This window comes from Klebsiella sp. ZJOU C1 (assembly GCF_035620215.1).
Classification (GTDB): domain Bacteria; phylum Pseudomonadota; class Gammaproteobacteria; order Enterobacterales; family Enterobacteriaceae; genus Klebsiella; species Klebsiella variicola.
In genome coordinates this window covers 674799-690003 of sequence record NZ_CP141644.1, presented here as the reverse complement: position 1 = coordinate 690003, position 15205 = coordinate 674799, and the positions used below count along the sequence as shown (strand labels likewise).

General features: G+C 56.1%; 17 protein-coding genes and 3 tRNA genes. 7 read left to right on the top strand and 13 right to left on the bottom strand.

Annotated elements, in window-relative coordinates:
• Positions 1–23: 23 nt before the first annotated feature.
• The 12 genes from deoD to SPE70_RS03215 all read right to left on the bottom strand — a co-directional run bounded on the left by deoD (position 24) and on the right by SPE70_RS03215 (position 11093).
• The gene (deoD, locus tag SPE70_RS03270) at positions 24–743 is read right to left on the bottom strand and encodes a purine-nucleoside phosphorylase (RefSeq protein WP_002887789.1); all 720 of its coding nucleotides are present in this window, start codon (positions 741–743) and stop codon (positions 24–26) included.
• Between the two features lie 102 nt (positions 744–845).
• Positions 846–2069, bottom strand: coding sequence for a phosphopentomutase (deoB, locus tag SPE70_RS03265; RefSeq protein WP_012542922.1), 1224 nt, complete (start codon positions 2067–2069; stop codon positions 846–848).
• Positions 2070–2121: 52 nt separating this feature from the next.
• Entirely contained in the window at positions 2122–3444 is a 1323-nt protein-coding gene (gene deoA / locus SPE70_RS03260; protein WP_008807525.1) for a thymidine phosphorylase, read from the bottom strand.
• 113 nt (positions 3445–3557) lie between these two features.
• A complete protein-coding gene (deoC, locus tag SPE70_RS03255) occupies positions 3558–4337 on the bottom strand; it encodes a deoxyribose-phosphate aldolase (protein WP_002887784.1) in 780 nt (259 codons plus the stop codon).
• Positions 4338–4752: 415 nt separating this feature from the next.
• Entirely contained in the window at positions 4753–5538 is a 786-nt protein-coding gene (locus SPE70_RS03250) for a TatD family hydrolase (RefSeq protein ID WP_064170627.1), read from the bottom strand.
• Positions 5535–6608: a patatin-like phospholipase family protein gene (locus SPE70_RS03245; RefSeq protein WP_064170628.1), complete on the bottom strand. Its 1074-nt coding sequence runs from the start codon at positions 6606–6608 to the stop codon at positions 5535–5537. Before SPE70_RS03245 ends, SPE70_RS03250 begins: the two co-directional genes overlap by 4 nt.
• 153 nt (positions 6609–6761) lie before the next feature.
• Positions 6762–6923: a DUF1328 domain-containing protein gene (locus tag SPE70_RS03240; protein WP_002887716.1), complete on the bottom strand. Its 162-nt coding sequence runs from the start codon at positions 6921–6923 to the stop codon at positions 6762–6764.
• 129 nt (positions 6924–7052) lie between these two features.
• A complete protein-coding gene (osmY, locus tag SPE70_RS03235) occupies positions 7053–7673 on the bottom strand; it encodes a molecular chaperone OsmY (protein WP_008807528.1) in 621 nt (206 codons plus the stop codon).
• Between the two features lie 219 nt (positions 7674–7892).
• Positions 7893–9482 carry a peptide chain release factor 3 gene (gene prfC, locus SPE70_RS03230; RefSeq protein WP_008807529.1) on the bottom strand — a complete coding sequence of 530 codons (1590 nt, stop codon included), beginning with the start codon at positions 9480–9482 and terminating at the stop codon, positions 7893–7895.
• Positions 9483–9572: 90 nt separating this feature from the next.
• The gene (gene yjjG / locus SPE70_RS03225; protein WP_008807530.1) at positions 9573–10250 is read right to left on the bottom strand and encodes a pyrimidine 5'-nucleotidase; all 678 of its coding nucleotides are present in this window, start codon (positions 10248–10250) and stop codon (positions 9573–9575) included.
• Between the two features lie 14 nt (positions 10251–10264).
• Complete coding sequence (rimI, locus tag SPE70_RS03220; RefSeq protein ID WP_008807531.1) at positions 10265–10711, bottom strand: ribosomal protein S18-alanine N-acetyltransferase; 447 nt, start codon at positions 10709–10711, stop codon at positions 10265–10267.
• Complete coding sequence (locus SPE70_RS03215; protein WP_064170629.1) at positions 10680–11093, bottom strand: DNA polymerase III subunit psi; 414 nt, start codon at positions 11091–11093, stop codon at positions 10680–10682. The genes rimI and SPE70_RS03215 overlap by 32 nt, the downstream gene beginning before the upstream one ends.
• 102 nt (positions 11094–11195) lie before the next feature.
• On the opposite strand from SPE70_RS03215, the gene rsmC reads away from it, so the two are divergent.
• The 4 genes from rsmC (at position 11196) to SPE70_RS03195 (ending at position 12715) form a co-directional block, all read left to right on the top strand.
• Complete coding sequence (rsmC, locus tag SPE70_RS03210; protein ID WP_012542927.1) at positions 11196–12224, top strand: 16S rRNA (guanine(1207)-N(2))-methyltransferase RsmC; 1029 nt, start codon at positions 11196–11198, stop codon at positions 12222–12224.
• Between the two features lie 171 nt (positions 12225–12395).
• Positions 12396–12482, top strand: a tRNA-Leu gene (locus tag SPE70_RS03205).
• A gap of 28 nt (positions 12483–12510) precedes the next feature.
• Positions 12511–12597, top strand: a tRNA-Leu gene (locus tag SPE70_RS03200).
• 31 nt (positions 12598–12628) lie between these two features.
• Positions 12629–12715 (top strand) — tRNA-Leu (locus SPE70_RS03195).
• 21 nt (positions 12716–12736) lie between these two features.
• Here SPE70_RS03195 and SPE70_RS03190 read toward each other — a convergent pair.
• Positions 12737–12976, bottom strand: coding sequence for a DUF1435 family protein (locus tag SPE70_RS03190; RefSeq protein ID WP_050887455.1), 240 nt, complete (start codon positions 12974–12976; stop codon positions 12737–12739).
• 70 nt (positions 12977–13046) lie between these two features.
• Here SPE70_RS03190 and SPE70_RS03185 point away from each other — a divergent pair, with 70 nt between their 5' ends.
• From SPE70_RS03185 to fhuF, 3 genes are all read left to right on the top strand, one after another.
• The gene (locus SPE70_RS03185) at positions 13047–13217 is read left to right on the top strand and encodes a hypothetical protein (protein WP_012542929.1); all 171 of its coding nucleotides are present in this window, start codon (positions 13047–13049) and stop codon (positions 13215–13217) included.
• Positions 13218–13240: 23 nt separating this feature from the next.
• Positions 13241–14287, top strand: a complete 1047-nt coding sequence (locus SPE70_RS03180) for a GGDEF domain-containing protein (protein ID WP_008807534.1) — start codon at positions 13241–13243, stop codon at positions 14285–14287.
• A gap of 111 nt (positions 14288–14398) precedes the next feature.
• On the top strand, positions 14399–15187 hold the full coding sequence (fhuF, locus tag SPE70_RS03175) for a siderophore-iron reductase FhuF (protein WP_022065584.1): 789 nt from the start codon (positions 14399–14401) through the stop codon (positions 15185–15187).
• Positions 15188–15205: the final 18 nt, after the last annotated feature.

The window sequence follows — 15205 nt, the reverse complement described above, 5'->3', positions numbered from 1 at the left end:
GCCGCCACCCGGCACAACAGGTCTTATTCTTTATCGCCCAGCAGTACCGATTCCAGTGCGATTTTGATCATATCGTTGAAGGTCGTCTGACGTTCAGCGGCAGTGGTCTGCTCGTGGGTACGGATGTGGTCGGAGACGGTGCAGATGGTCAGCGCTTTCGCGCCGAATTCTGCCGCCACGCCGTAGATCCCGGCCGCTTCCATTTCCACGCCCAGGATGCCGTATTTTTCCATCACGTCGAACATGGACGGGTCTGGCGTATAGAACAGGTCAGCGGAGAAGATGTTGCCTACGCGCGCGTCAACGCCCAGCGCTTTCGCCGCGTCTACCGCGTTACGCACCATGCCGAAATCGGCAATCGCCGCGAAATCATGGTCTTTGAAACGCAGACGGTTCACTTTAGAGTCGGTGCACGCGCCCATGCCGATCACCACGTCACGCAGTTTGACATCTTCACGCACCGCGCCGCAGGAGCCCACGCGGATGATTTTCTTCACGCCGAAATCGGTGATCAGCTCTTTGGTGTAGATTGAGCAGGACGGGATACCCATCCCGTGGCCCATCACGGAGATTTTGCGGCCTTTATAAGTACCGGTGAAGCCCAGCATGCCGCGCACGTTGTTCACTTCACGCACGTCTTCAAGGAAGGTTTCTGCAATGTGCTTCGCGCGCAGCGGGTCGCCCGGCATCAAAACGACGTCAGCGAAATCGCCCATTTCTGCGTTAATGTGAGGAGTTGCCATCTTCAGTTCCTTTTACATTGTTGTTTTTGCCGGGTGGCGGCTACGCCTTACCCGGCCTACAAATCGTAGGCCCGGATCGCTGTGCGCCACCGGGCAATGACCTCAGAACATGGCTTTGCCATATTCCATGTCAGACGTACCAAAGTATTTCGCAATAGTCTGGCCGATGTCCGCGAAGGTTTCACGGTGACCGAGCGAACCCGGTTTCACTTTCGGGCCATATACCAGCACCGGAATATGCTCGCGGGTATGGTCGGTACCGGTCCAGGTCGGGTCACAGCCGTGGTCGGCGGTGAGGATCAGAATGTCGTCTTCGCCAACCAGCTCCATCAGCTCCGGCAGACGGCGGTCGAACAGCTCCAGACCCGCCGCGTAGCCGGCGACATCGCGACGGTGGCCCCAGGAGGAGTCAAAGTCGACGAAGTTAGTGAAGACGATGGTCTCGTCGCCCGCTTCCTTCATCTCTTTGATGGTCGCGTCGAACAGCGCGTCCAGCCCGGTGGCTTTCACTTTCTTAGTGATGCCGCAGTTGGCGTAGATGTCGGCGATTTTACCCACGGACACCACGTGGCCGTTCTTCTCGTCAACCAGCTTCTGCAGCACGGTCGGCGCCGGCGGTTCGACCGCCAGATCGTGACGGTTGCCGGTACGCTGGAAGTTACCGGCTTTGTCGCCGATAAACGGACGGGCGATGACGCGGCCAATGTTATAGCCGCCTTCGGTCAGCTCTTCACGCGCGATTTCGCACAGCTCATACAGCTTGTCGAGGCCAAAGGTCTCTTCGTGACAGGCGATCTGGAACACCGAGTCAGCGGAGGTATAGAAGATCGGTTTCCCGGTTTTCATATGTTCTTCGCCGAGCTGATCGAGGATCACCGTCCCGGAGGAGTGGCAGTTGCCGAGGTAGCCCGGCAGGTTCGCACGCTTCACCAGCTTATCCAGCAGCTCCTGCGGGAAGCTGTTTTCATGGTCGCTAAAGTAGCCCCAGTCAAACAGCACCGGCACGCCGGCGATCTCCCAGTGGCCTGACGGCGTATCTTTACCAGAAGAGAGTTCATGCGCCCAGGCATAGGCACCAATCACTTCGGCATTGCCATCCATTCCGGCGGCAATTTTACCGGTAGAACCTTCATGCGCTTTCACCAGACCCAGACGGGTCAGGTTCGGTAAATTCAGCGGGCCTTTGCGGCCATTGTCAGCCTCGCCTTTGGCGCAGGCTTCCGCAATGTGGCCCATCGTATCGGCGCCGACGTCGCCAAAGCGGTCTGCGTCTTCCGTTGCACCAATCCCAAAGGAGTCCAGCACCATGATAAATGCACGTTTCATCTTGTTCTCCATACATCTTGCGCTGCAAAAAAGCGATCAGATCAGTATATCGCTATTCAGTGATGCGGCGATAGACTGTCGGTGTAATTTCCGGGGCTTTATCGTCCAGTTTAATGGCCGCTTTGACCGCTTTCGCGGCCTCCTGCCAACTGTTCTCGTCTTTGGCATGGATCACCGCCAGCGGACGCTGTCCGTCAACGTGGTCACCCAGACGCGCCATATCGGTAAAGCCAACGCTATAGTCAATGGTATCTGATGCCTGGCGGCGGCCGCCGCCCATAGAAACCACTGCCATTCCCAGCGCGCGAGTATCCATCGCGCTGATAAAACCTTCGGTATCAGCATAGACCGCTTTGCTCAGCATCGCCGTCGGCAGATAATGATCATAATTCTCGACAAAGTCGGTCGGCCCTTTCTGCGCCGCGACCATGCGGCCAAAGACTTCCGCCGCTTTACCGTTATCCAGCACCGCCTGCAGCTTCGCGCGCGCCTCGGCGTCATCCGCCGCCAGCTTGCCGGAGATCAGCATTTCCACACACAGCGCCATCGTCACGTCGAACAGGCGTGGGTTGCGATATTCGCCGGTCAGGAACTGCACCGCTTCGCGAACTTCAACGGCGTTGCCGGCGCTGGATGCCAGCACCTGATTCATATCGGTCAGCAGCGCGGTGGTACGCACGCCGGCGCCGTTGGCAACACCCACGATCGCTTCGGCCAGCGCGGCAGAGAGTTCATAAGTCGGCATAAAGGCGCCGCTGCCGACTTTGACGTCCATCACCAGCGCGTCCAGCCCTTCCGCCAGTTTCTTGGCCAGAATCGAGGCGGTAATCAGCGGGATGGAGTCCACCGTCGCGGTAATATCGCGGGTGGCATAGAAACGTTTGTCGGCCGGAGCAAGCGAGCTGGTCTGCCCGATAATCGCCACGCCGACATCTTTAATAATCTCGCGAAAGCGGTTGTCGTCCGGGAAGATATCGAAGCCCGGGATCGCTTCCAGTTTATCCAGCGTACCGCCGGTATGGCCGAGGCCACGCCCGGAGATCATCGGTACATAACCGCCGCAGGCGGCCACCATTGGCCCCAACATCAGCGAGGTCACGTCACCCACGCCGCCGGTGGAGTGTTTATCGACGATCGGGCCGTTGAGGTTAAGGCTTTTCCAGTTGAGAACGGTGCCGGAATCCCGCATCGCCATGGTCAGCGAAACACGCTCCGGCATGGACATATCGTGGAAGAAAATGGTCATCGCCAGCGCGGCGATCTGCCCTTCTGAGATAGTATTGTCGCGGATGCCGTTGATGAAAAAGCGGATCTCTTCATCGCTTAATGCATGACCATCACGTTTTTTACGAATAATTTCTTGTGCGAGAAACACGGTAACCTCCCAAAGAGAATAAATTGCCGGATGACGGCGCGAGCGCCTTATCCGGCCTACAGGCATCCATTCGTAGGCCGGATAAGCGCAGCGCCATCCGGCAAATCAAGGGATTAGTAGCTGCTGGCGCTCTTGCCGTCGCCGTGACCCAGCGCTTTCAACAGGCTAGCCAGCAGGCTGGATGCGCCAAAACGATAGTGACGAGAATCGGCCCAGTCGGCGCCGAACAGTTCATCAGCGATCGCCAGGAACTGCTGCGCATCTTCCGCGCTGCGTACGCCGCCGGCAGGCTTGAAGCCAACGGTTTTCTCAACGCCCATATCGCGGATCACTTCCATCATGATGCGCGCGCTTTCCGGCGTGGCATTCACCGGCACTTTACCGGTCGAAGTTTTGATAAAGTCAGCGCCTGCCTTGATAGAGATTTCAGACGCTTTGCGGATCAGCGCTTCTTCTTTCAGCTCACCGGTTTCGATGATCACTTTCAGCAGCACGTTGGCCGCCGCGCAGGCCTCTTTACAGGCTTTCACCAGCTCGAAACCGACCTGCTCGTTGCCGGCGATCAGCGCGCGGTACGGGAAGACCACATCCACTTCATCGGCACCGTAAGCGATCGCTGCGCGGGTTTCCGCCAGCGCAATGTCGATATCGTCATTACCGTGCGGGAAGTTGGTGACCGTGGCGATGCGAATATCCGGCGTTCCTTGCTCGTTCAGCGTTTTACGGGCAATCGGGATGAAGCGCGGGTAGATACACACCGCCGCAGTGTTACCCACCGGGGTTTTCGCCTGATGACACAGGGCAATGACTTTCTCATTGGTGTCGTCGTCATTCAGGGTGGTCAGGTCCATCAGTTTTAACGCGCGCAGGCTGCTTGCTTTTAAATCAGTCATTTCATACTCCGCCGGCGTCATGCCGGATCAATAGTTTGTTCACCTTGCGAGTCTGTTACTATTGTAACATCCACTCGCTGTTACACTTCGACATTCATCACAGTTAACGAAAACTACTTACTAATTTGCATTACTGTGATGTGATGCAAGTCACAATTAATCATCCACTATCGCGACGCTGACCTGTACGTCCTGTTTAAGCATAACCGGCAAAGCGCAGTGAGTGATGATGTTATTATTCTAACATAAACTACTGAAGTTTCTCGACGCCACGGCGCACAATTTGTGCACATTGTCGCCATAAACAACAGTTTATTATTGAGATATAAAGAATTTTAGATGGACAAAAAATGATGTAATTATCACAGCAGGCCAAAATCGAGGCCTGCTTCGTCTCGGGCAGAAAAGGAGAGGCTTAGCCTGCCAGCGCGGAAAAGAGGCTTTTTGTATTCGCCATCACCGCGGCTTCAATCATCGGTGCCGATTCCGCGCGCAGTTCACATAGCGCGTCAAATACGCGCGCCACCTGTTCAGGGCGGTTGGGCTGACCCTGAAAACCATTCAGCGGCATATCCGGCGCATCGGTCTCCAGCAGCAGCGCGGAAAGCGGCAGACGCGCCATCACTTCGCGGGTTTTGCTGGCGCGCGGATAGGTAATAGTGCCGCCAACGCCAATCTTATAGCCGAGCTGAACGAAGCGCTCGGCCTGCTGCAGGCTGCCGGCGAAGCCATGTACCACGCCGGTGCGCGGCAGGGCATGTTTTTTCAGTAGCATCGCCAGCTTATCGTGGGTACGTCGGGAGTGGAGGATCACCGGCAGATCGTAACGCTTCGCCAGCCTCAGTTGCTCCTCCAGCAGCGCTTGCTGGCGGTCAAACTGCGGATCGTCGCGATAGAGATCGAGGCCAATCTCCCCCACCGCCACCAGTTTTGGCGGACGCAGGGACAGACACCTCTCCAGCAGCGCCAACCCCTCATCGGCATGCTGCTCAATGACGATCGGATGCATGCCCAGCGCGGCGTACAGCGCCTCATGCTGCGCCGCCAGCGCCAGCACCCGGTTAAAACGCGCAGCGGAGATGGCCGGGACAATGATCTGCCCGACACCGGCCTGGGTCGCGCGCGCCAGGCTGGCGGTTTCATCCTCGGCGAAGGGAGGAAAATCGAAGTGGCAGTGGGTATCGATAAAACGGTGGCTCATGCCAGATCCTCATGATCAAAGCTGGCGTCATTCGCCTGCGGTGCAGGAATGATAGTCGCCTGAGGCGCTTCATTGGCCACCGGTACGGGCGGCACCACCACCGGCGCAGGCCGGGCAATACGCGGCGCATGGCGCAGCAGCGGCGGCTGGTCGGCCAGCAGTTTACCCACCGTCGCCAGGAAATAGCGGCCACACTGACGTCCGGTTTTGTAGTCCTCCAGCAGCGCCGGCAGTCGACTGCCAAGCGCCATACTGCGCAATGGCCGCTGCGGGTAGATTTCGAAGATCCGCAGCTTGCCGGGTGGCTTCTCGATGAACTGCTGGATAGCGCGGTAAGTGTTTTCGTGGTGGTGCACCAGATTGACCAGCGGCTGCAGGCTGCTCTCCCCCAGCCAGCGCTCCATCCGCTTAAACCACTGCGGGGTATAAAACATCTGCGAGGGGACGGTACGGATCACCACGATGGTCTGCGCGCCGCGGCGGGCCGCCTCCTGCACCGGGATCGCATCGCTGACGCCGCCGTCAAGGTAGCTGACGCCGTCGAGCAACACGCCGCTGCGATAAAAGCCGGGGATGGCGCTGGAGGCGCGGATCAGGTCCAGCCACGTTTGCGGCGTCGGCGAAAAATAGCAGGCAGAGTAATCGTCACCGCGGCAGGCGCACAGCCACAGCTCTTTCCCCAACGCGAACTGCGCTTCAGCATAATTCATGGCCAGCGGCATCTGCTGCGAAGTGGCCTCCACCAGCCAGTCGAGATCGATAAGGTTGCCGCCGCGCACAAAGCGCATCGGATCGAAAAACTGGCGTGAGGTGGTGTAGCGGGTGATAACTTTGCGGGCATAGCCTTGCTGATTACACATGTAGGCGGAGAGGTTTTGCGCGCCGGCGGAGGTCCCCAACATCAGATCAAAGGGGTTAAATCCGGCGCGCATAAATTCGTCCAGCACCCCGGCAGTAAAAATCCCTCGCTGTCCCCCGCCTTCGCATACCAGCGCCAGCTTACCTGGTCGGAAGGGTTTAACCGCCAGCGGGGCGATATTGCCCAGCGTGACGGGAATGCGTTGCCCCACCCTGCTTTCCTGTTCGATTGGTCTTCTCCTGACAAGGTAACGCAATTTGCCCATCGCTTAAACCGCGAAAGCCAGTCCGCAGGACTGGCTTTGTGTAAGATGACGTGTCAGTAAAAATGCTCAGGCTTCAGCATCGCCCGCATCGCGGGCCACCTAAGGACGTCTGCGTCCTGTAAACAGGCTCACCAGGAACAGGATAATCCCGACGACAAAGACGATTTTCGCGGCGCCAGCGGCAGTACCCGCCAGACCACCAAAGCCCAGGGCCGCAGCAATTAATGCAATGACCAGAAAAATAATTCCCCATCGAAACATACTTTTCTCCTTACCATAATGGACGGTGAACAGCGGTTTGCGCACCCTTTCTGTATAGCTCATCGCTCAGAGGATGCTGCTATTCGTTCGGCAACCTTGGCCAGACAACACTTTTGTTAATAACTCGATTTACTTAACGCTAAGATCGTTGCGGACGCTTTTCACGCCGGAGACCGCTTTCGCAATCTCTGCCGCACGCTCCGCCTGCGCCGCGGAAGCCACCGTACCGGTCAGATGCACCGCGCCGGCGTTGGTTTCGACTTTCACATTGCGCGAAGGGACAATGTCATCCGCCAGCAGCTTGGCTTTCACTTCGCTGGTAATGGCGGTATCCCCGGCATAGCCTTTCAGCGTCGCCGTCTCGCTCGATGATTTATGATGGACCGTCAGCTTGTCGTTAACGTGCGAGACGCCTTCGACCCCTTTCGCTACGCTCAGTGCCTGACTTTTCTGTTCAGTACTGGTGACGTCGCCGCTGAGGGTGACCACTTTATTCTCCGTTTTCACCGAAATATCGCCGGAGTTAATATCTTTATGGTCGATCAACGCCGCTTTTACCCGCGCGGTAATGGTGCTGTCATCCATAAAATCGCCGACTTTATTAATCGAATTGTCTACCGCCTCTCCCGCATTGCTGGCAGCCGACTTCGCACTGTCTACCGTTGTTTTTTCCGTCTCTGCCGAGGCGTTCAACGCGGCTAAGCCTAAGAAGAGCGCCAGCAACATATTGGCATTCTTTAGTCTGGTCATCGTGATGTCCTCGTTTTTTCACCAGCGCTGGCGTCTGAAAGCAGTGAATTACGCCAGCATTTTTAAAATCACGAATTAAATATAGTAGACAGACGAAGGGGTTGCGGATGATATGGACAAAAAACAGACGAATTAGCGGTGTTTTAAGAACTTTCCAGAAGGAGGGAAACGCGAGCTTGGAAAGAAAAAAGCGCGGGCTATGCCGCGCTTCATCAGGGATTAGTGCTCGCGCGTTTTGCGGAACACCACGTCAGGATAACGCTCCTGCGTCAGGTTCAGGTTGACCATTGTCGGGGCGATATAGGTCAGATTATCGCCGCCATCCAGCGCCAGCTGAACTTCGTTTTTACGTTTGAACTCTTCGAATTTCTTCACATCCGTGGATTCAACCCAGCGCGCGGTGGCCACGTTGACCGATTCGTAAATCGCTTCCACGTTGTATTCGCTTTTCAGACGCGCTACCACCACGTCAAACTGCAGCACACCAACGGCGCCGACGATCAGGTCGTTATTGGCGATCGGACGGAAGACCTGTACCGCGCCCTCTTCAGAGAGCTGAACCAGCCCTTTCAGCAGCTGTTTCTGCTTCAGCGGATCCTTCAGGCGAATACGACGGAACAGTTCCGGTGCGAAGTTCGGAATACCGGTGAACTTCATCATCTCGCCCTGGGTGAAGGTATCGCCAATCTGAATGGTGCCGTGGTTATGCAGGCCGATGATATCGCCCGGATACGCTTCTTCAACGTGAGAACGGTCGCCAGCCATAAAGGTCAGCGCGTCGGAAATCACGACGTCTTTACCGATACGCACCTGACGCAGCTTCATGCCTTTTTCATATTTGCCGGACACCACGCGCATGAAAGCCACACGGTCGCGGTGTTTCGGGTCCATGTTGGCCTGAATTTTAAACACGAAGCCGGTGAATTTCTCTTCCGTGGCGGTGACTTCACGCGTGTCGGTGTTACGCGGCATCGGCGCCGGCGCCCACTCCACCAGGCCATCCAGCATATGGTCAACGCCGAAGTTACCTAACGCGGTCCCGAAGAACACCGGGGTGATTTCGCCCGCCAGGAACAGATCTTTATCGAACTCGTTTGACGCGCCCTGCACCAGCTCCAGCTCGTCGCGCAACTGCTGCGCCAGGTCTTCCCCCACCGCTGCGTCGAGTTCCGGGTTGTTGAGCCCCTTCACGATGCGCACTTCCTGAATGGTGTGGCCTTTACCGGTCTGATACAGGTAGGTTTCATCTTTGTAGAGATGATAAACGCCTTTGAACAGCTTGCCGCAGCCGATAGGCCAGGTAATCGGCGCGCAGCCGATTTTCAGCTCATTCTCAACTTCATCCAGCAACTCCATCGGATCGCGGATATCACGGTCGAGTTTGTTCATAAAGGTGAGGATCGGCGTGTCGCGCAGACGGGTAACTTCCATCAGCTTACGGGTCCGGTCTTCAACGCCTTTCGCCGCGTCGATCACCATCAGACAGCAGTCAACCGCCGTCAGAGTACGGTAGGTATCTTCGGAGAAGTCTTCGTGCCCCGGCGTATCCAGCAGGTTCACCAGGCAGTCGTGATACGGGAACTGCATCACCGAGGTGGTGATTGAGATCCCACGCTGCTTTTCCATCTCCATCCAGTCGGACTTTGCATGCTGGCTGGAGCCACGGCCTTTTACGGTACCGGCGGTCTGAATCGCCTGTCCGAACAGCAGCACCTTTTCGGTGATGGTGGTCTTACCGGCATCCGGGTGAGAAATAATGGCAAAAGTGCGGCGTTTGGCCACCTCTTGCAGATAAGGAGACAACGTCATAATTAATCTTCTAAGTAAACGCAGCAACGGGCTGCGCATGTGGAATACGAAAAATTGCGGCTATTTTACCCATCAATGGGGGGGAGGCAATCAGTGTTTACACAGGAGCTGCTCCAGTTCGCTTAACGAGGTCACCGTCCAGTCGGGCTGCAGGTCTACCGGCAGCGTTTGCTGGTGCGCATTCAGCCAGCAGGTCGCCAGGCCGGCATTCACGCCGCCGCGGATATCCGACTCAGCGGTATCACCGACCATCAGTACTCGCGAGCGCGGTGGATTACCCGCCTGCGCCAGCGCGTAATCGAAGATGCGCGCATCCGGCTTGGCGACGCCGACTTCTTCAGAAATAATCAGTAAATCAAAGTGATCGCGTAAACCTGTGCGTTCCAGACGAGTCTGCTGCAGCGAGGTAAAACCGTTGGTGATGATGCCCATCCTGACCTTGCCCTGCAGCGCGTTGAGCAGCGAGACCGCCCCCGGCAGCGGGGCACAGATTTCCGCCATCGCATTCATAAACGCGTCGTTGAGCTCACCCGGCTTAACATTCAAACGTTCCGCCCAGCTGTCAAAGCGCTGGTGCTGCAGCTGCAGCGAGGTGATGACGCCGTTTTGATAATCCACCCACAGCGGCTTATTCACGGCCTGATAGTCCTGAAAATCTTCGGCGGTAAATGTCACGCTGTAGTCGAGAAACATCCGCTGTAAGCCGCTGAAAGAATCAAACGAAAACAACGTTTCATCGGCATCAAAGAAAATCCAGTCCCATTTCATCGTATCACCTTGTCTTACATACTGATTGGCAGAGCCATAATGATGGCGTCTTCGCGCCCGTCGACCGTCGGATAGTAGTTGCGGCGGATGGTCGCTTCGTTAAAACCCACGCTTTCATAGAGCGCAATGGCGGCAGCGTTGGAAGCGCGCACCTCCAGCCACAGCGTGACGACGCCGCGTTTTTCAACTTCATCAATAACATGTTCCAGCAGTTCCCGTCCCAGGCCACGGCGCTGGTATGCGGGGTCGACGGCGATGTTAAACAGCGTCGCTTCATCAAGGACAATCTGAGTAATGGCAAATGCCGCCATTTCCCCATCCACTGCCAGTTGGTAATTCAGATAACGTTCACCCTGATTGCTGGCAAAGGTCTGTTCGCTCCACGGGAAAGCGTGGGCGCGTTTTTCGATTTGCCAGGCGTTGGATAAATCAGCCGTGCTGAGGGTAGAAATCGTGTTCATGTGCGCAGATTTGTTGCCAGAGCGCCCTGCGAGCAGGCGCGCTGGTCTGAAGTTCATCAAAAGCGGGGGTGGACACCTGGGCGCCCGCCAGCGGCAGCGACGCCTCTGTGCCCAACCGCCAGCTGTTGCAACGGCTGTCCTGCGGCAGCATCGCCACCCGCTCGGGGGTAAGCTGCAGGACCTGATCTGGCGTCACGGCCAGCGCGCGTAATATGTCGCCAATCAGCGGCTCTGTCAGCGACGGCGGGGTTTCTGCCACCATCACCAGACGAATATGTTCAGGAAGCGAGACAGCGATTTCGCCCTGCAACGCCCCCGGTCGGCGCAGCGACCACTGGGTAATGCCCAGCTGCTGTAATTGCCAGTCTCGTCGGGATGTCATAGCGAAACACTCCTGGTAAACAAGCGCGCAATATAGCAAATCCGTCGTATCTGCGCCAACAAACTACTATAATCGGCGCCAGTCTTAATGAAGGAGTGTTTCATGTCCGCTTTTACCCCGGCAAGTGAAGTCTTGCTGCGCCACAGTGATGATTTCGAGTCCGCCCGCGTTCTGTTTGCCGGTGACCTGCAGGATGACCTGCCTGCGCGTCTGGATACCGCGGCCAGCCGCGCTCATACCCAACAGTTCCACCACTGGCAGGTGCTGAACCGTCAGATGGGTGACAACGTCCGTTTTAGCTTAGTGGCCGAGGCCGCCGACGTCGCCGATTGCGACACCCTGATCTACTACTGGCCGAAGAACAAACCCGAGGCGCAGTTCCAGCTGATGAACCTGCTCTCTCTGCTGCCGGTGGGAATCGATATTTTCGTCGTCGGGGAAAACCGTAGCGGCGTTCGCAGCGCAGAGCAAATGCTGGCCGAATATGCCCCGCTGAATAAAATCGACAGCGCCCGTCGCTGTGGCCTCTACCATGGTCGTCTGGAAAAGCAGCCGACCTTCGACGCCGAAGCATTCTGGGGCGAGTATGCGCTGGATAATCTGACGATTAAAACGCTGCCTGGCGTGTTTAGTCGCGACGGTCTGGACGTCGGCAGTCAGCTGCTGCTGTCCACTCTCGAGCCGCATACCAAAGGGAAAGTGCTGGATGTCGGCTGCGGCGCGGGCGTGCTGGCCGCAGTGCTGGCCAGCCATTCGCCGAAGGTGCGTCTGACCCTGTGCGACGTCAGCGCCCCGGCGGTCGAAGCCAGCCGCGCGACGCTTGCCGCTAATGGTTTTGCAGGCGATGTGTTTGCCAGCAACGTCTTTTCGGAGGTCAATGGTCGCTTCGACATGATCATCTCCAACCCGCCATTCCATGATGGGCTGCAGACCAGCCTCGAAGCGGCCCAGGCGCTGATCCGCGGCGCGGTTCGCCATCTGAACAGCGGCGGCGAACTGCGCATTGTCGCCAACGCCTTCCTGCCGTATCCCCAGGTACTGGATGAGACATTTGGCTTCCATGAAGTGATCGCCCAAACAGGACGGTTTAAGGTCTATCGCACCATCATGACCCGCCAGGCGAAAAAATAATCGTCTTCTGGCGCCAGCGGCCCACTTGCGGTGCCGCTGGCTCTTCTTCGCGGCAAACCCGACCATTTTTGCAGCAATCGATACAACCTGCATAATTAACTATTGACGTGCCGCCGAAAACCACTAGAATGCGCCTCCGTGGTAACGATACTTTCATAGTGTCGATGGTATGCGAAGGTGGCGGAATTGGTAGACGCGCTAGCTTCAGGTGTTAGTGTCCTTACGGACGTGGGGGTTCAAGTCCCCCCCCTCGCACCATAATCCACAAAGATATTGCTCGCACTGGGCGAAGGTGGCGGAATTGGTAGACGCGCTAGCTTCAGGTGTTAGTGTCCTTACGGACGTGGGGGTTCAAGTCCCCCCCCTCGCACCAACGAGGCAATATCCTAAAGAAAGAATACTGTGCGAAGGTGGCGGAATTGGTAGACGCGCTAGCTTCAGGTGTTAGTGTCCTTACGGACGTGGGGGTTCAAGTCCCCCCCCTCGCACCAATATTCTTTTCTCTTCCGGCATTATCCCCCTAGTTTAAAATCCAGAATCATCAGCATTATTCCACCAATCAATGCAACGCAAGATGGCAGCAGGATAAAATGGCGCAGTTGACGATGCCATATCATCGCTGCGGACATCAGCATGCCCACCGTGACCAGCGTCCGCCACACATCGGCCGAGACTCCGGCATACCCGAGAGCGGCAATCACCACGCCGGGAACCACTACACCCCAACCACTCCCTAATGCCCGCTGCAACATGGTTTCACCTCTCAAAACGATAATGATAACCAATATCATATGATAACATTTATCATTTGTCATTTGCGATGTGCTTTGCGTCTTTTTCTTTACGTTCGCGGTAATGACATACATTCATGAAGGTGATAAATTAAGCGGATTATCGATATATATTAAATATTTTGCTTATTTTGCAAATAACCTTTTTTTGCACATTGTTATCAGACTCTTCATTTTTGGCTTTCATCATTTTGAAATTTAACGACTAATAATGATTCTTCCGATATGACTGCACAAACCTGGCGAGCACACTACGCACAAAAATATCAATATTCCTTACGGCTTTTTTTACTGCTTAATTTCATTTCCTCCTCTCTGTCGCTGGTCAGCCCACTATTTACGGTAGTTCGTTTTACGCTGCCCTGCGCCCTGATCGTGGCCTGCAGCGGGCTGTTGCTGCTCTGGCACTGGAAATGGCCGCAAGCGAAAATAAATATTCCGGCTATCTCGTTGTTATTTGGCATGCTCTGGGCATGGCACGTGGTGGCAAAAGCGATGCTATTGACACCGCCGCATTTTAACTATCTGGTAATCGCCCTATTAAGCATTCTGTTTATCGGCACCATCGCTTTTTCCAATAATATCACTGCCTTTACCCTTCACTCTTTACCGACTTTCCTTATCTGCCTGATAATGTCAGAGGGGGAACAATGGTTGCGCATGACCTACTGTTTTGTGCTGCCTATTGCCGGTATTACCCTGCAAAATATTATCCAGAAGCGCAACGATGCCTTCACGCAAGGATTAATGGATAAACTGATGCAGGAACGCAACACGCTCAACGATCTCAGTATGCTGGATCCCCTGACCGGTTTGTATAATCGCCGCGGGCTACAGAACCGCCTCGACACCCTGCTGGCGCTGGACGGAGACAACCACTTTGTGCTGCTCCTCGATATCGATCACTTTAAAGCCTATAACGACCACTATGGTCATATGATGGGCGACCAGGCGCTGATTCGCGTCTCTGCCGCGATCCGCAACGCCGTGCGCTCACGCGATATTGTCGCTCGTTTTGGTGGGGAAGAGTTTATGGTCCTGCTGACCAACAGCAGCGAGGAAACCGCCTGGCAGGCTGCCGAACGCATTCGCCAGCGGGTCTATGATCTGAAGATCCCGCATATGTTTAATGAAAGTGTCGCCACCAACGTGACCATCAGCATTGGCCTGACGCCGCTCATTGATGACAACATTGAGCAAGCGCTGGCACGAGCCGATGGCGCACTGTATGAGGCCAAAAATAAAGGACGCAATATTATTCTTGCCAGTTAGCTTTTCCTTCGCGCGCCGCGGTATCGCGGCGCCGACAAACTCCTTGCCATGCCGCCTGCAAACAACTAATATCAGGAATCATTATCATTTAGATTTGTATCTGGAAATCAAATGGCCTGGCGCTCCCTTTCTCTTAGCGACGAACTCATCTGGCGGGCTCCCTTCCCGACGGCTGAACGCGCGCTGGCGGAGAGTCTTCGGGCAAAAATCACTGCCCTGCGCCCTCATCTGCTGGATTTCCTGCGTCTGGATGAGCCTGCCCCGCCGCATGCGTTAACGCTCGCCGAGTGGTCGCAACCCATCGCGTTACGCTCCCTGCTGGCCACCTGGTCCGATCATATCTATCGTCATCAGCCCACGCAGCCGCGTGAACAGAAGCCCCTGCTCTCGCTCTGGGCCCAGTGGTATATCGGCCTGCTGGTGCCGCCGCTGATGCTGGCGCTGCTTAATGAACCGCAGGGACTCAGCCTGGCGCCAGAACATTTCCATGTCGAATTTCACGAGAGCGGTCGGGCTGCCTGCTTCTGGATTGATGTGCATAACGATGCCAGGATAGCAGCGCTTTCACCGCAGGCGCGGATAGATGCCCTGGTGATTCGTACCCTGCAGCCGGTTGTTGAGGCGCTGGAAGCGACGGGCGAGATCAATGGCAAACTTATCTGGAGTAATACCGGCTATCTGATCAACTGGTATTTAGGTGAAATGCGCACGCAGCTGGGCGATGAGCAGGTCGCCGCTCTGCGTCAGCACTGCTTCTTTGAAAAACAGCTCGCCGATGGTCAGGATAACCCGCTGTGGCGAACGGTGGTGCTGCGTGAAGGGCTGTTAGTCCGACGCACCTGCTGCCAGCGCTATCGCCTGCCGGATGTCCAACAGTGCGGCGACTGCACGCTGAAATAACGCCCCCTACCTCAAAAT

Coding starts and splice junctions, on each gene's coding strand:
- osmY (WP_008807528.1), bottom strand. CDS start 7,673: ATGACCAGACTAAAGAATGCCAATATGTTGCTGGCGCTCTTCTTAGGC.
- rsmC (WP_012542927.1), top strand. CDS start 11,196: ATGTCCGCTTTTACCCCGGCAAGTGAAGTCTTGCTGCGCCACAGTGAT.
- deoD (WP_002887789.1), bottom strand. CDS start 743: ATGGCAACTCCTCACATTAACGCAGAAATGGGCGATTTCGCTGACGTC.
- deoC (WP_002887784.1), bottom strand. CDS start 4,337: ATGACTGATTTAAAAGCAAGCAGCCTGCGCGCGTTAAAACTGATGGAC.
- SPE70_RS03240 (WP_002887716.1), bottom strand. CDS start 6,923: ATGTTTCGATGGGGAATTATTTTTCTGGTCATTGCATTAATTGCTGCG.
- SPE70_RS03180 (WP_008807534.1), top strand. CDS start 13,241: ATGACTGCACAAACCTGGCGAGCACACTACGCACAAAAATATCAATAT.
- SPE70_RS03250 (WP_064170627.1), bottom strand. CDS start 5,538: ATGAGCCACCGTTTTATCGATACCCACTGCCACTTCGATTTTCCTCCC.
- rimI (WP_008807531.1), bottom strand. CDS start 10,711: ATGAACACGATTTCTACCCTCAGCACGGCTGATTTATCCAACGCCTGG.
- deoB (WP_012542922.1), bottom strand. CDS start 2,069: ATGAAACGTGCATTTATCATGGTGCTGGACTCCTTTGGGATTGGTGCA.
- SPE70_RS03215 (WP_064170629.1), bottom strand. CDS start 11,093: ATGACATCCCGACGAGACTGGCAATTACAGCAGCTGGGCATTACCCAG.
- yjjG (WP_008807530.1), bottom strand. CDS start 10,250: ATGAAATGGGACTGGATTTTCTTTGATGCCGATGAAACGTTGTTTTCG.
- SPE70_RS03190 (WP_050887455.1), bottom strand. CDS start 12,976: ATGTTGCAGCGGGCATTAGGGAGTGGTTGGGGTGTAGTGGTTCCCGGC.
- prfC (WP_008807529.1), bottom strand. CDS start 9,482: ATGACGTTGTCTCCTTATCTGCAAGAGGTGGCCAAACGCCGCACTTTT.
- fhuF (WP_022065584.1), top strand. CDS start 14,399: ATGGCCTGGCGCTCCCTTTCTCTTAGCGACGAACTCATCTGGCGGGCT.